The organism is Ruegeria sp. BHSB196 (genome assembly GCF_059613135.1).
Genome location: NZ_JBXWRY010000002.1, coordinates 65711 through 80349 on the forward strand (window position 1 = coordinate 65711; position 14639 = coordinate 80349).

The 14639-nt window shown below is 64.5% G+C and carries 17 protein-coding genes; 13 read left to right on the forward strand and 4 right to left on the reverse strand.

Going from position 1 to position 14639, the window contains the following annotated elements:
• Positions 1-68 precede the first annotated feature (68 nt).
• Both AC2FNJ_RS01960 and AC2FNJ_RS01965 read left to right on the forward strand, forming a co-directional pair.
• Complete coding sequence (locus tag AC2FNJ_RS01960) at positions 69-587, forward strand: hypothetical protein (RefSeq protein ID WP_496761993.1); 519 nt, start codon at positions 69-71, stop codon at positions 585-587.
• A 126-nt stretch (positions 588-713) separates the two neighbouring features.
• Entirely contained in the window at positions 714-1286 is a 573-nt protein-coding gene (locus AC2FNJ_RS01965; protein WP_496761995.1) for a YceI family protein, read from the forward strand.
• A 53-nt stretch (positions 1287-1339) separates the two neighbouring features.
• On the opposite strand, the gene AC2FNJ_RS01970 is transcribed toward AC2FNJ_RS01965, so the two are convergent.
• Positions 1340-2569, reverse strand: coding sequence for a cytochrome b/b6 domain-containing protein (locus tag AC2FNJ_RS01970; protein WP_496761996.1), 1230 nt, complete (start codon positions 2567-2569; stop codon positions 1340-1342).
• 159 nt (positions 2570-2728) lie between these two features.
• On the opposite strand from AC2FNJ_RS01970, the gene fabD reads away from it, so the two are divergent.
• The 10 genes from fabD (at position 2729) to AC2FNJ_RS02020 (ending at position 11325) form a co-directional block, all read left to right on the forward strand.
• On the forward strand, positions 2729-3667 hold the full coding sequence (gene fabD, locus AC2FNJ_RS01975; protein ID WP_496761998.1) for an ACP S-malonyltransferase: 939 nt from the start codon (positions 2729-2731) through the stop codon (positions 3665-3667).
• Positions 3668-3725: 58 nt separating this feature from the next.
• Positions 3726-4463: a 3-oxoacyl-[acyl-carrier-protein] reductase gene (gene fabG, locus AC2FNJ_RS01980; RefSeq protein ID WP_496761999.1), complete on the forward strand. Its 738-nt coding sequence runs from the start codon at positions 3726-3728 to the stop codon at positions 4461-4463.
• 206 nt (positions 4464-4669) lie between these two features.
• Positions 4670-4903, forward strand: coding sequence for an acyl carrier protein (locus tag AC2FNJ_RS01985; protein ID WP_028091986.1), 234 nt, complete (start codon positions 4670-4672; stop codon positions 4901-4903).
• A 138-nt stretch (positions 4904-5041) separates the two neighbouring features.
• On the forward strand, positions 5042-5581 hold the full coding sequence (locus tag AC2FNJ_RS01990; protein WP_496762001.1) for a GNAT family N-acetyltransferase: 540 nt from the start codon (positions 5042-5044) through the stop codon (positions 5579-5581).
• Between the two features lie 123 nt (positions 5582-5704).
• Positions 5705-6448 carry a 1-(5-phosphoribosyl)-5-[(5-phosphoribosylamino)methylideneamino]imidazole-4-carboxamide isomerase gene (locus AC2FNJ_RS01995; protein ID WP_496762003.1) on the forward strand — a complete coding sequence of 248 codons (744 nt, stop codon included), beginning with the start codon at positions 5705-5707 and terminating at the stop codon, positions 6446-6448.
• A gap of 59 nt (positions 6449-6507) precedes the next feature.
• Positions 6508-7455 (forward strand): arginase family protein, encoded by a 948-nt coding sequence (locus AC2FNJ_RS02000; protein WP_496762004.1) that lies wholly within the window; start codon positions 6508-6510, stop codon positions 7453-7455.
• A gap of 85 nt (positions 7456-7540) precedes the next feature.
• Complete coding sequence (gene fabF / locus AC2FNJ_RS02005) at positions 7541-8806, forward strand: beta-ketoacyl-ACP synthase II (RefSeq protein WP_496762005.1); 1266 nt, start codon at positions 7541-7543, stop codon at positions 8804-8806.
• A complete protein-coding gene (gene mltG, locus AC2FNJ_RS02010) occupies positions 8807-9967 on the forward strand; it encodes an endolytic transglycosylase MltG (RefSeq protein ID WP_496762006.1) in 1161 nt (386 codons plus the stop codon).
• A gap of 438 nt (positions 9968-10405) precedes the next feature.
• Complete coding sequence (locus AC2FNJ_RS02015; RefSeq protein ID WP_496762007.1) at positions 10406-10537, forward strand: hypothetical protein; 132 nt, start codon at positions 10406-10408, stop codon at positions 10535-10537.
• 47 nt (positions 10538-10584) lie between these two features.
• The gene (locus AC2FNJ_RS02020) at positions 10585-11325 is read left to right on the forward strand and encodes an ABC transporter ATP-binding protein (protein ID WP_496762008.1); all 741 of its coding nucleotides are present in this window, start codon (positions 10585-10587) and stop codon (positions 11323-11325) included.
• A 62-nt stretch (positions 11326-11387) separates the two neighbouring features.
• Here the strand turns inward: AC2FNJ_RS02020 and AC2FNJ_RS02025 are convergent, their stop codons facing one another.
• Both AC2FNJ_RS02025 and AC2FNJ_RS02030 read right to left on the reverse strand, forming a co-directional pair.
• Positions 11388-11813 carry a sulfite exporter TauE/SafE family protein gene (locus AC2FNJ_RS02025; protein WP_496762010.1) on the reverse strand — a complete coding sequence of 142 codons (426 nt, stop codon included), beginning with the start codon at positions 11811-11813 and terminating at the stop codon, positions 11388-11390.
• Between the two features lie 280 nt (positions 11814-12093).
• Positions 12094-12327 carry a hypothetical protein gene (locus AC2FNJ_RS02030; protein WP_496762011.1) on the reverse strand — a complete coding sequence of 78 codons (234 nt, stop codon included), beginning with the start codon at positions 12325-12327 and terminating at the stop codon, positions 12094-12096.
• Positions 12328-12358: 31 nt separating this feature from the next.
• Here AC2FNJ_RS02030 and AC2FNJ_RS02035 point away from each other — a divergent pair, with 31 nt between their 5' ends.
• Positions 12359-13729: a DNA-packaging protein gene (locus AC2FNJ_RS02035; RefSeq protein WP_496762013.1), complete on the forward strand. Its 1371-nt coding sequence runs from the start codon at positions 12359-12361 to the stop codon at positions 13727-13729.
• Here AC2FNJ_RS02035 and AC2FNJ_RS02040 read toward each other — a convergent pair whose 3' ends face one another.
• Positions 13730-14575: an SDR family NAD(P)-dependent oxidoreductase gene (locus AC2FNJ_RS02040; RefSeq protein WP_496762014.1), complete on the reverse strand. Its 846-nt coding sequence runs from the start codon at positions 14573-14575 to the stop codon at positions 13730-13732.
• Positions 14576-14639 lie beyond the last annotated feature (64 nt).

Genomic DNA, 14639 nt, shown 5'->3' on the forward strand with positions numbered 1-14639 from the left:
TGCCGCCGAAGTTCTGGCTACCACGAGTTGAACCTCAGAAGAGTAACTTCGCCGTAAGGACGCAGAACATGACCGCGATCAACACCAACACTTATCAGCCGTCGGCCGCTACTCCGGTCTTTGAGCAATCCGTCCCGGTCAAGATCGCCTTCGCTCCGAACTGGCGGGCGCGCATGGTCCTGATCAAGTCCGTCGGGATCCTGATGATCCTGAGCGTCCTGGCGCTCTGGTTCCTGCCCGGCGCATCCTTTGAATGGGAAATCCTGCCCTTCAAGGCGGCGCCGTCGATCCTGGTGCTGGCCTTTGGCGTCGGCCTGCTGACGCTCAAGCACGTCAACAACCGGCCGGACGCCTATTTCGACCCGATCCGCCGCGAGGTTCGGGTGCTGCAGAAGAACGAAAAGGGCCGCCCGCACACCGTCTTGCGCCGCAGCTACGAAACCCTCGGCGGCGCCCGCTTCACCGACCGCCAGGTCGAGCTGTTCGACCTCGACGGCAGCCTGCTGATGAAGCTGCCGCTGGACTCGGCCGAAGTTGCACGGGCGCTGAAGGGGCAGCTGAGCAAGTCGATGTCCGTAACGGCATGACGCCGCTGTTCATCTGCCAACATATTCTGTGAGCAAACGAAGATTGCGTGCCGCCTTTTGGCGGCACATTTCTTTTGTTGCGCGGTCAGGACCGGCCGCTTGCAATCTATTTGTGGAGCAGAGCACATGAAAACCACTTTCCTTGCCGCAACCCTGATCGGCGCCGCGTCGGTCGCGATGGCCAATCCGGAAAAATACGTCCTGGATTCCAGCCACAGCCAGGTCGTCTTTTCCTATGACCACCTGGGCTTTTCGACGACGACGGGCATGTTTTCGGGCTTCGAGGGCGAGATCATGTTCGACAAGGACAACCCCGAAGCGTCAAGCGTCACGGTCTCGATGCCGGTGGTATCGATGTTCACCGGCTGGGAAAAGCGGGAAGACCATTTCATGTCCGAGGATTTCTTCGGCGCCGCCGAGGGGGACATGATCACCTTCACCTCTACGGGGATCGAAGTGACCGGCGAAGACACAGCCAAGATCACCGGCGATCTGACCATGAACGGCGTGACCAAGTCGGTCGTGCTAGATGCCAAGCTGAACCAGATGGGCGACCACCCGATGGCCGGCAAGCCCTGGGCCGGGTTCGACGCCACCACCACATTGGTCCGCTCGGACTTCAATCTGGGCAAGTTCGCGCCCTATGTCGGCGACGAGGTGGCCGTCGCCATCTCGATCGAGGCGCAGAAGGCGGACTAGGTTCGGCCACATCTCAATCGACGCGGCGGCCCGGGTGGCCGCCGTTTTCGCGTTCAGCGGACCCGCTGCGCGGTCAGCTCGATCGTCACCGCGACCCCAGATTGCAACGCGCCCTCGTCGGTCACGTTGGCGCCGATCCCGAAATCCATCCGGTTGAGATCCATCTGGCCCTCCATGATCGCAGTGTCGCCGTCGAGTTCCAGCCAAAACGGCAGCGTCACTTGCTGAGTCCGGTCACGAATGGTCAGTGGACCGCGCGCCTCCCAACCGGTTTCGGTCTTGAAGATCTCGGCCTGAAACCGCGCGGTCGGAAACTGCGCCACATCAAAGAAGTCGGCACCCTTGGCCTGATCCGTCACCGACCCGAGGGTGAGTGAGGCGACCGCAACCGTGACGTCCACCGATCCGGCGGAACCGGGGTCGGCCCGGTCCTCAAAGGTGATGGCGGCAGTCCAGTCGGCGAACTGACCCTGAACCGCGTTGCCCATCTGGGTGATGGAGATAGCCAGAGTCCCGGTTTCCACCTGCCAGCCGGATTGCACCTCGGCCAGGTCCGAAGCGGGTTGCGCCGCATCGCTTTCGTGCGAATAGGCTCCGAACCACGCCCCAACGCCCAGCGCGGAGACCCAGAGTACCGCGGCGGCGGCGGCCGGCAGCAGGCTGTGCTTTTGTCTGGGCGGTTCAGGCAAGTCACCGGCGCGGCCGGGCAGCATCCGGCGTAGAGTCGCGTCGCGGTCGATCACGTGATGCTTGAGCGCGCCCGCGACGTGCAGGGCCACCGCGACGATCAAGACCCACAGAAACACCAGATGCAGACCGCTGGTCACTTCGGCAAGCATGGTCGATTTCGGCACCAGGGGCAGGTTCTGGCCGAAGGGCCACAGGATGGGCGCGAAGCCTTCGGTCGATGCATGATGGATCCAGCCGGTCAGCGGCACCAGCACCAGCGATCCGTACAACAGCCAATGCACGGTCTCGGCGGCAAAGGCTTCGGGCTTGTTCCCGGCATTCAGCAGGCCGGGTTTGGTCTGGATCAGGGCCCAGAGGATTCGGGCGAGCGCCACGAAAAAGATGGTCACGCCGACCGTCTTGTGCAGCGAGAACAGCGTTGCGGCGCGGCTGATGTCGTCGATGGTGGTCGGAACCGCCGGATCGAAGACGTCATGCGCAAGCTCGTTCGCGATCCATCCCAACGGGATCGCCGCGAAAATCAGAAGGGCGGTAAGCCAATGAAATGTCTTGGCAATGCTGCCATAGGCGCGCTGGGAATTCGAAACAGGCAACGGTCGGCTCCCGGTTGGGTCTCTGGGCGAAACCTATGCGAAGGCTTCATCGGCGCAAGTGCAACTTGCGCACAGGCGTCGTGTCTGGATGCAGAACTTGTGCCGGGCGTCCGGGCAGTTTACACCGCGCGGCAACCCAAGGTCAGGTAAGAGGTCGCAATGACAACCGCATTCGTTTTTCCGGGGCAGGGCGCCCAGACGATCGGCATGGGCAAGGCGCTGGCTGACGCCTATCCGTCGGCACGTGCCGTATTCGACGAGGTGGACGAGGCGCTGGGCGAGAACTTGAGCGCGTTGATCTGGGACGGCGAAATCGAAGAACTGACGCTGACGCAGAACGCGCAGCCCGCGCTCATGGCGACCTCGATGGCCGCGATGCGGGCATTGGAGACCGAAGGGGCTTCCGTGTCCGGTGCGGCCTTCGTCGCGGGTCACTCTCTGGGCGAGTATTCGGCGCTGGCCGCCGCCGGTGCCCTGTCGGTGGCCGATACGGCGCGGTTGCTGCGGACCCGCGGACTGGCGATGCAAAGCGCGGTGCCGGTGGGCGAAGGGGCGATGGCGGCCATTCTCGGGCTCGATCTGGACGCCGTGCGCGCCGTGGCCGAAGAAGCGGCGCAGGGCGAGGTCTGTCAGGCCGCCAACGACAATGACCCGACTCAGGTCGTGGTGTCGGGCAGCAAGGCGGCGGTCGAACGGGCCGCCGAAATCGCCAAGGCCAAGGGGGCCAAGCGCGCAGTGATGCTGCCGGTCAGCGCGCCGTTCCATTGTGCGCTGATGCAGCCCGCCGCGGACGCGATGGCCGAGGCGTTGGCAGGCGTCGAGATTCAGGCGCCATCTGTACCGCTCGTGGCCAATGTTCGCGCCCAGGCGGTCACCGACCCCGGCGTGATCCGCCAAATGCTGGTCGAGCAGGTGACCGGTTCGGTCCGGTGGCGCGAAAGCGTCCAGTACATGGCGGCGCAGGGCGTGACCGAGATCTGGGAAATCGGCGCGGGCAAGGCTCTTTCGGGCATGATCCGCAAGATCGACCGAGAAATCGCCACCAAGGCGGTCGGAACCCCTGACGACGTTCAGAAAGTGACGCAGCAAGACGCTTGACCGAAACAGGACAACGTGGCGACCGGGCGGTGATCCGGCGCCTGGAAAGGGAACGCGAATGTTTGATTTGACCGGAAAGAATGCATTGATCACCGGAGCCTCGGGCGGCATCGGCGGCGAAATCGCCCGGGTGCTGCACGCGGCGGGCGCCACCGTGGCGCTGTCGGGAACGCGGGTCGAACCGCTGCAGGCGCTGGCGGACAAGTTGGGCGCGCGCGCCCATGTGACGCCCTGCAACCTGAGCGATCCCGCGGCTGTCGCGGCGCTGCCCAAGCAGGCGGCCGAGGCCATGGGGTCGGTGGACATTCTGGTGAACAATGCCGGCATCACGCGCGACAACCTGTTCATGCGGATGTCCGACGAGGAATGGGACAGCGTGATCGACGTGAATCTCAGCGCCACCATGCGGCTCTGCCGGGGCGTGCTGCGCGGCATGATGAAGGCGCGCTGGGGCCGGATCGTCAACATCGCATCCGTCGTCGGATCGATCGGCAATCCCGGCCAGGCGAACTATGCCGCCTCCAAGGCCGGCATGGTCGGCCTGTCCAAGGCCATCGCGCATGAGGTGGCGACGCGGGGAATCACCGTCAACACCGTTGCGCCCGGTTTCATCACCACTGCGATGACCGAAAACCTGACCGAAGATCAAAAGGCCGGCCTGCTGGCCAAGGTTCCGATGGGCCGCATGGGCGAGCCGACCGAGGTCGCCGCAGCGGTCCTGTATCTGTCCAGTCCCGAGGCGGGTTATGTCACGGGAAGCACCTTGCATGTGAATGGCGGCATGGCCATGTTGTAGGCGCAATCGGGCGTAGGCGGAAAGCGTTTGCCTCTTGCGTTGTCTGTGCTATAGGCGGCGCATGTTTGCACAGGCCGGTCTCGAAGATTGGCTCAGAACGGCCCGGGCATCCGGGATCCAAACCGCCCGGAACGGGCACATCCAAGCCGCCCGGATCGGGCAAGGGCAGAACCGGGCAGAGCGCCCTGAAGGAATGAGGATAAGACATGAGCGACGTCGCAGATCGCGTGAAAAAGATCGTTGTTGAGCACCTGGGTGTCGAAGAGGACAAAGTGACCGAAAACGCGTCCTTCATCGACGACCTGGGCGCGGACAGCCTGGACACCGTTGAACTGGTCATGGCCTTCGAAGAGGAATTCGGCATCGAGATTCCGGACGATGCGGCCGAGACCATCCAGACCTTCGGCGACGCCGTGAAATTCATCACCGAAGCCTCCTGAACGGGCCGGTGAACGCATAAACGGCGCTTCCGGGCAACGGAAGCGCCGTTTTTCTTTGCCCCAACGAAATCCGCCTTGTCCTGTCGCTCTGCGCCCGGCAGTCTTTTGCCGAGGCAAGACAATCAGAGCGGGCAGGGCATGAAACGATCCATCCCGATGATAAACACGGCGCGCCTGACGCTGTGCGCCATGCGGCCGGAGGACTTCCGGCGGTTCGCCGAAATCTGGTGCGAACCCGAAGTCGTTCGCTATGTCGGCGGCGCGGCGCGCACGCGCGGCGAGGCCTGGGACGCGTTTCTGCGCAATGCCGGTCACTGGCAGATGACAGGGTTCGGACAATGGGCGGTGGTGCTCCAGTCCGACCGCCGGATGGTGGGCCAGGCCGGGTTCTTCTATGGCAACCGGTGCCTGGGCGAAGACTTCGACACCTTTCCCGAGGCCGGTTGGGTTCTGGCGCCCGAGGTGCACGGGCAGGGGTTGGGATACGAGGCGGCGAAGGCCGCGCATGACTGGTTCGACCGGGTCATCCCCGGCCCGCTGGTGGCTTTGGTCGATGCCGCCAATCACGTGTCGCGGCGGCTGGCGGAAAAACTCGGCTACACGTTGTTGCGCGAGGCCGAGTACCGCGACACGCCCGTTCTCCTGTTTCGCCGGAACGGCCCGCCGACGACAGCCTGAAACACTTGAACGACGGATGCGCCGCAAATGGCGCAAACGATGCCGATCCTGAGTGATGGGAGCGACTCGCTTCGCGCTATGGTATGCTCGATTTGCAGGGCGATTGAGCGGAGGAACAGGCTCATGATCATCTATCCCACGCTGGAACTGAAACAGGGGCGGTGCGTGACGCTCGACAAGGGGCGTTTGGATTCGGCGATGCTGTGGCACGTGGACCCGGTCGAGACGGCCCGCGCGTGGGCACAGGCGGGTGCCGAGTGGATTCACGTCACCGATTTCGACGCGATCGAAGGCAGTCACGAAAACGCCGAACTGATCGAAACCATCATCCGCCGGGCCGAGATCCCCGTGCAATTGGGCGGCGGCCTGCGGACGCGCGAGAATGTCGAATACTGGATCGACAAGGGCGCGGGCCGGGTCGTCGTCGGCACCTATGCCGCGCGCGATCCGCACACGGTCAAGGAGCTGGCCAAGCTGCATCCGGATCAGATCGTGCTGGCGGTGGATGTCTGGCAGGGCTACGTGATGACCGAAGGCTGGCGCAGCCAGAGCGCCTGGACGCCCGACGCATTCATCGAGGCGTTCTCGGATACGCCCTTCGCCGCGATCATCGTGACCGATATCGACAGCGACATGGTCGATGTCGAGGCGCAGCTGGGTCTGATCTCCGGACTGGCCGCGACAGCCAAGACGCCGGTGATCGCAAGCGGTGTCGTGCGGACCGTCGATGACATTTCGCGCCTGGCCTACATCCATAACATTTCCGGTGCGCTGGTCGGGCGGGCCCTGTTCCGCAAGACGGTGGACCTGTCCGAGGCGCTGGCTGTCGCCAGGGCGGCGCATGAGCCGGTGGCGGATTTTCAATAGCTCTTGTCCGCGCCCTTCCGGCTCTGCATTCTGAGCCGGAAGGGCAAGGGACGGCGCGGATGGTGGATCTCAAGGACATGTTCGGCGGGGGTGGCGAAGCCGGTACGTATCTCGGCTTGCCGAGGTCCACGTTCGACGAACTTGCGGCCGATATCGTGATTTTCGGCGCGGACTGCGCCACGCCTTATGCCTCGGTCGGGGCCTATTGCGCGGGCGGGCCGGCGGCAATCCGGCAAGCGGCGGCGGCCTATGCCGGCGATACCGGCAAGGTGAATTTCGACCTTGGCGGCCCGATTCTGCCGCCCGGCATCCGGGCGGTGGATGCCGGCGATCTCGATGTTGACGCCGCGGACGCGCCGAGCAACCGGGCGCACATCCGCGCAGCGACGGACAAGGTCGTGTCCGCGGGCGCCGTTCCCGTGCTGCTCGGCGGCGACGACTCGGTGCCGATACCGTTCCTGCAGGCGTTTGAAGCGGCAGGCCCGATCACGATCCTTCAGGTCGATGCCCATATCGACTGGCGCGACGAAGTGCAGGGGGAACGGATGGGCCTGAGTTCGACCATGCGCCGGGCCAGCGAGATGGGGCATGTCGAACGCATCGTGCAGGTCGGTGCGCGCGGGATCGGCTCGGCGGGGATGGATGCGCTGGAAGCGGCCCGAGACTGGGGTGCTCACATTGTTCCGGCGCACGAGCTCGACAACGGCGGTCTGCGACAGGCCCTGGATCTGATTCCCGATGGGTCGCAGGTGGTGATCTGTTTCGACTGCGATGCGCTCGATCCCAGTATCCTGCCGGCCGTCATCGCGCCGACGGCGGGTGGCTTGACCTACGGCCAGGCGCTGGCGTTGATCCGGGGTGTCGCGGCCAAGGCCCGGATCGCCGGCTTCGATCTGGTCGAATTCATGCCCGAGGCGGATCGCGACGGGATGGGCGCACGCACCGCGGCGTCACTGGTGACAACCGTGGTGGGGCTGATCGGCCGTCAGGTGGCCGAAATGCGCTGACCGCGCGCCTACCCTCGCTCTTGCCCCCGGACCCTTGGCCGGGGTATGAGCGTTTCTCAAACAGGAAGCAGGCAAGAGGCATTTCATGCGCAGAGTCGTTGTTACCGGTCTTGGATTGGTCACGCCATTGGCCAGCGGGGTCGAGGAAACGTGGTCGCGGTTGCTCGCCGGGCAATCGGGCGCCGGCCCGATCACCTTGTTCGACGCCGAGGCCAGCGGCGTGGCCACGACCTATGCCTGCGAAGTGCCCCGTGGGGACGGCACGGATGGCACGTTCAACCCCGACGACTGGATGCCGCCCAAGGAACAGCGCAAGATCGAGGACTTCATCCTCTACTCGATCGCCGCCGCCGAAATGGCCTGCAAGGACGCCAACTGGCTGCCCGAGGACGAAGAGGATCGTCTGCGCACGGGCGTGATGATCGGATCCGGCATCGGTGGCCTGGGGTCGATTGCCGAGACCGCCAACCTGATCAAGGAGCGCGGACCGCGCCGGGTGTCGCCGTTCTTCATTCCCGGCGCGTTGATCAACCTGGCATCCGGCCAGGTCTCGATCCGCTTCGGGTTCAAGGGGCCGAACCACTCGGTCGTGACGGCCTGCTCGACCGGCGCGCATGCGATCGGCGACGCCAGCCGGATCATTCGTGCCGGGGATGCCGACGTGATGATCGCGGGCGGCGGCGAAGGCTGCATCTGCGAGATCGGCATTGCCGGGTTCAACGCCTGCAAGGCTCTGTCCACCAAATTCGCCGACAACCCGCAGGCGGCCAGCCGCCCCTACGACGTGGACCGCGACGGTTTCGTGATGGGCGAGGGCGCCGGCGTGGTGGTGCTGGAAGACTACGAGCACGCAAAGGCGCGTGGCGCCAGGATCTATGCCGAGGTTCTGGGCTATGGCCTGTCCGGCGACGCCTATCACATCACCGCGCCCAGCGAGGATGGCGACGGCGCCGAACGGTCGATGCGGGCGGCGCTGAAAAACGCGGGGCTGGAGCCGAAGGACGTGGATTACATCAACGCCCACGGCACGTCGACCATGGCCGATACGATCGAACTGGGCGCGGTGGAACGTCTGCTGGGCGACCATGCTGCCAACGCCACGATGACCTCGACCAAATCCGCAACCGGCCATCTGCTGGGGGCGGCGGGCGCGATCGAGGCGATCTTTTCGATCCTCGCGATCCGCGATCAGGTGGCCCCGCCGACGATCAACCTGGACAACCCCGAGGTGGAAACGCCGCTTGACCTGGCGCCGAACGAGAAGCGCGAGCGCGGGATCGACGTGGCCTTGTCCAACTCGTTCGGGTTCGGCGGCACAAATGCGAGCGTGATCTTCGGAAAGGTGCGCTAGATGTGGCGGAGCCTGGCCTCGAACATGCTGACCGTCCTCGTAGTCGGGCTGTTTTTGATCGCGGGCGTGGTCATCTGGGGCCAGACCCAATACACGGCGCAGGGGCCGCTCGACTCGGCGATCTGCCTGCGCGTGGCGAGCGGGTCGAACATGACGCGGGTGAGCCGCGACCTGGAGGACCAGGGCGCCATCACCAGTGGCACCATCTTTCGCTTGGGGGCGGATTATTCCGATAAATCCCAACAACTTAAGGCGGGAAGTTTCCTGATCCGCGAAGGCGCGTCGATGCAGGAGATCGTCGATGAGATCACCCGCAGCGGCGCCAGCACCTGCGGCACCGAGATCGTCTATCGCATCGGCGTGACCCGCAACCTGACCGAAGTGCGCGAGTTGGACCCGGCGACACTGGAGTTCGTGGAGATTGCGGAATTCGACCCGGCTGAAGGGCAAGTGCCTGAAGAATATACGGAAAAGCGCGCCGAGCGGGACACGCGGTATCGCATCGCCATGGCCGAGGGCGTGACCAGCTGGCAGGTGGTCGAGGCGCTCAAGGCGATGGATGTGCTGACCGGCGAGATCGCAGAATTCCCCGCCGAGGGGACGCTGGCACCGGACTCCTACGAGGTGACGCCGGGTGCGGACCGCGCGGAACTGCTTGCAAAAATGCAAGAAAAACAACAGCTTCGTGTCAATGCGGTTTGGGAAAGCCGGCAGGAGGGATTGCCGTTGAGCAGTCCCGAGGAGATGCTGATCCTGGCCTCGATCATCGAAAAGGAGACCGGCGTTCCGGATGAGCGCCGCCAAGTGGCGAGCGTGTTCGTCAACCGGCTGGAGCGGGGCATGAAACTGCAGACCGACCCGACGGTGATCTATGGCATCACCAAGGGTCAGGGCAGTCTTGGGCGGGGATTGCGGCAAAGTGAACTTCGCCGCTCAACGCCTTGGAATACTTACCTTATCGACGGACTTCCTCCGACCCCGATCGCCAATCCGGGGCTGGCCAGCCTGGAAGCGGCGGTGGCGCCCGATGAGACCGATTTCGTGTTCTTCGTGGCCGATGGGACGGGTGGGCACGCCTTTGCGGAGACGTTGGAGGAACACAATCGCAACGTCGCCAAATGGCGCGAGATCGAGGCGCAGCGGCAGGAATCGAGCAACTGAGCCGGTTCCGGGTTTCGTCCGTTTTGTACCGGGCCGCCGGGGCGGTTTGTCCGGTTTGTACGAACCAGAAATGGCGCTGCACAGCCGAATTCAGCGCGGGTCGTCCGACGCTTTCCGGAGTTTGGCGTTTCCGGTGGCAAGAGGCACCGTCGGGCAACGCGGGAAATCTGAATATCTCTTTGGGGTCAATTTCCATCCCTGACGAACTCGCCGCGACGGGCCGCTTCCAGCCCTGACCGGCCGTTCGGAACACGCAATTGACTCACGCGAACTGCTGCCGCCGGGAACCTAAGTCGCAACATTGCGCATTTAAGGCTCTCGAACGGCCTTGGACTTCAACTGTAAGCTCGGGCTTTTGCTAGAAAGGGCACAGGCGCGGCAAATGTGGCCTCCTGCCAATGTCTGTCGGGGCACATTGATTGAAGAAGGGAAGTTCGAATGATCCAGTTTTACAGTGCCATCTGGTCCGCGACCGGACATAGGCAGCTTGTCAATATTCTGCTGTCGCTCGCCATCGCAGGGCTTGCAGCACTACCGCTGAATTTTCAAAAAACATCGTCAATGGCCTGACTTATGAGACGCTTTCAACAGACGAACTGCTGTCGCTTGGATTGACAATGGGCGCGGTCATTCTCTTGAGCCTCGCACTGAAGTGGGCGCTCGGCTTCCTATCCAGCCGATTGGGTGAGGATATGATCCGCAGGCTTCGCAATTCGGTTTGCCACACAACCGGTGACGACGAAGAAGTCAATCCAACGGTTACGCATGGTGAAATGGCGACCATGATCTCTGCTGAGGCGGAACAGGTTGGCAAGTTTTCCGGCAGCGCCCTGTCTGAGCCGCTCTTGCAGGCAGGCACTCTGGTTGTGATCATTGCGTATATTGCTGGCAATGACGCAGCGCTGGGACTCATTGCCCTGTCCATGATACTACCTCAGGTCGTCATCGTCCTGACCGTGCAGGGTCGAGTAAACGCCTTGGTCGCCGAGCGCGTTCACACCCTTCGGGCCACAACCAGGAAACTGGTGTCCGGCGTTAGCCCGGCCTCGAAGCTGTCTGCAGGATTCGACGATATCTACGAGACCCGTTCGCGCATATTCCTCTGGAAGCTGTCGTCAAAATTTGTCCTGAGCGCCATCAATGGCGCCGGTACCGTGGGAGTGCTGGTTGTCGGAGGCCTGCACGTCCTAGACGGCAGCACGGATGTCGGTACTGTCGTCGCCGCAACGGTTGGTCTTGCCCGTCTTCAGGGGCCGACCAAACAGCTGATCACGTTTTACCGTCAGGTCAGCGCAACCGCAGTGAAGTTCGACCTGTTGCGGGAAGCAGGTGTGCAGCTGAATCGAAACCCGACTTAGGAATGTGCTGACTTTCCTTGAGGTTTGATCTCCCGGTTTGAGCCTCTTCAGGGGTCGGCACATTACACAGAATTTGTCGCGAAGGGGATGCCCAAAAAGTTGACCACTGCGCCGAGGACAAAGCTGGACAGCACGCCGCCTTCTGCCGACCCGGTCTTTGGAACCGAAGGTTCGGGCGGGGAAACTCTCCACCGGACGGCCACGAAGATCAGAAGAACGCCTGCGACCAGTTCCATGGCGTAGTCTTCGGGATTGCGGTTCTTGAACCAACGCACAAGCGGGGCAGTGAGATCTTCGAGGATTTCGGCCAGGCCATAGAGGACCAAGGCGCCGGCAAGAGTGCAGGCGGCGGTGTGGCCGGCGACGAGGGCGATGCTTTTGGCAATGGGCTGCGGTTGCGTCAGTGCGAGGATGACGGCGGCCAGCAGAACCGGGTTGACGATATCCACCGCGAGGACGGACAGCCCGATGGCCCGGAGCTCTGTCATTCGGATCGCTTTCGGAACGGGTGCGGTTTTCGCTAGGGTCATACCATCAAGCTTGCCCTGCGGGCCATCGCTGTTCCGGCTCTCGGGCGCGAGTTCCCCAGAATTCACTATTTGTAAAGAATTACAGTGCGTTGCCCGTTGCGCCTGTTGCGAAATCGCTTGACTCCGCGGTCGGTTTCGCGTATAGGTTGTGGCATGCTAGAAGAAGTGGGCGACGGCCCCGGGGCGACCCGGCGGCCGTTTTTCATTTCTCTCGTGCGGAGCAAACTCACGCATGAGGTCAAACGCACATATGAATACGATAACCCCGGAAGAGAGGATCGCCCGGACGGCTGACCTGTTGCAGTCGCTGGAAACGTCCATTCGCGGTCTGCGGCAAGCGGCGGAAGACCTGCGCAAGCGGATCGAGGCCGGGGAGGATGCAGATCTTGCTGGCACCAGCAAGCAGCTCGGTCAGGTCGAGGGCCTGATCCGCAGCTGTCAGAAAGTGGAGGCGCATTTTGTCGAATACCATCAAAGACAGGCCGGAATCGCCCAGGGGGGCTATGCGCTCGACCTGGAACAGGCCCGATCTGAGATCGGGTGCAGGCTGGCTCGCCTCCGCCGATGCTGCGGTGCGGGAGAGGTTTCTGAGTGAGATCGGGGAGGGAGGGCTGTGCGCCCTCCCTTTCCTGTTCGAGTTCTGGGCGCTGCCGCATCAGCTGCCGCCCGAGGGCGACTGGCGGTCCTGGGTGATCCTGGGCGGGCGCGGCGCGGGCAAGACGCGCGCCGGGGCCGAGTGGGTCAGGTCGATGGTCGAGGGGGCGAAACCGCTGGATGCGGGATGCGCGCGGCGGGTGGCGCTGCTGGGCGAGACATACGATCAGGTGCGGGACGTGATGATCTTTGGCGACAGCGGCCTATTGCAGTGTTCGCCGCCCGATCGGCGGCCGCAATGGAAGGCGTCGGAGCGCAAACTGATCTGGCCCAACGGGGCCGAGGCGCAGGCGTTTTCGGCGCAGGATCCCGAGGCGCTCAGGGGGCCGCAATTCGATGCGGCCTGGGCGGACGAGCTGGCCAAGTGGAAGAAGGCCGGCGAAAGCTGGGACATGCTGCAATTCGCGCTGCGGCTGGGCGAGCGCCCGCAGGTCTGCGTGACGACGACGCCGCGCAACGTGCAGGCGTTGAAGGATCTGCTGGCGGCGCCCTCCACCGTGGTGACGCATGCGCCGACCGAGGCGAACCGGGCCAATCTGGCCGAGTCGTTCCTGCAGGAGGTGCGGGCGCGCTATGCGGGCACAAGGCTGGGGCGGCAGGAGCTGGACGGGGTGCTGCTGGCGGATGCGGACGGCGCGTTGTGGACGGGATCGATGCTGGAGGCGGCGCGGGCGGCGCGGGCGCCGGAGCTGGACCGGGTGGTGGTGGCGCTGGACCCGGCGGTGACGGGTGGAGCGGGCGCGGATGCCTGCGGGATCGTGGTTGCGGGGGCGCAGGTGCAGGGACCGCCCGAGGACTGGCGGGCCTGGGTGCTGGCGGATCGCACCGTGCAGGGGGTCGGCCCGGCGGGCTGGGCAAGGGCGGCGATCGCGGCGATGGACGACTTCGGGGCCGAGCGGCTGGTGGCCGAGGTCAACCAGGGCGGGCAACTGGTCGAGGAGGTGGTGCGGCAGGTTGCGCCGCTGGTGCCGTTCCGCGCGGTGCGGGCCGCGCGCGGCAAGGTCGCACGGGCCGAACCGGTGGCGGCGCTGTATGAACAGGGGCGGGTGTTTCACCTGCCGGGGCTGGCGGCGCTGGAGGAGCAGATGTGCCAGATGACCGTGCGCGGCTTCGAAGGGGTGGGCTCGCCCGACCGGGTGGACGCGCTGGTCTGGGCGCTGCACGAGCTGATCGTGGCCCCGGCGGCGCAATACCGGCGGCCGCGGCTGCGGGTGGTCTGATCAGCCGCCGGGGTTTTCGAATTTCGCAAACGCCTCGGCATGGTCGGGGTGCCAGCGGGAGAGGGCGGGGCGGTTCCGGGTGATGTCCTCCATCGCCCATTGAACGCGACGGCGGTCGCAGGTTTCGTCCACGTCGTTGTCGGGGCAGAGAATGTAGAAATCGCCCCGGGCCATGCGGTCGAGGAAGTGATCGACGGTCTGTTCGCTGGTCCAGGCGGCGGCCGGCTTTTCCGGGATGAACGACGCGATCATGCCGGTATAGGTGAAGCCCGGCACGAAAAGATGCACCGAAATCGGTGCGCCCGCCTGCCGCAATTCGTGCGCGAGCTGTTCGCTCAGAACCCTCACGGCGGCTTTCGAGACATTGTAGCCGGGGTTGCCCGGCGGCGTGGTGATGCCCTGTTTCGAGCCGGTGTTGATGACGACGGCGGGGCGGTCCGCTTCGATCATGCGGGGCAGAAAGGCGTGCACGCCGCGCAGCACGCCGAGGAAATTCACGTCGAGCAGCCGCTGCCAGTTGTCCATCTGCCTCCAGGCGGTGGTCGGCAGGGCGATGCCGGCATTGTTCATCAGGACGGCCACCGGGCCGGTGGCGAAGGCCCGGTCGGCCAGCGCCGCGAGATCGGTGTCGCGGGTGACGTCGGTGGGCACGCCGATCACCTCGGCGCCCTCGGCGGCGCGGGTACGGATGTCGGCCACCGCCGCGTCGAGCTCGGCGCCGGGCAGGTCCGCGAGCAGCACCGACAGCCCGGCCTCGGCAAACCGCGTGGCGGCGACCCGGCCGACGCCGCTGGCGGCGCCGGTCACGACGGCGACGCCGCCTGCCTTGATTGCATCCTGATACATGCCTGGCCCTTTCGCTGGTTTCCGGCGCACGTGGGGTGCGGGACTGCGCCCAGTCTAGCGGCCT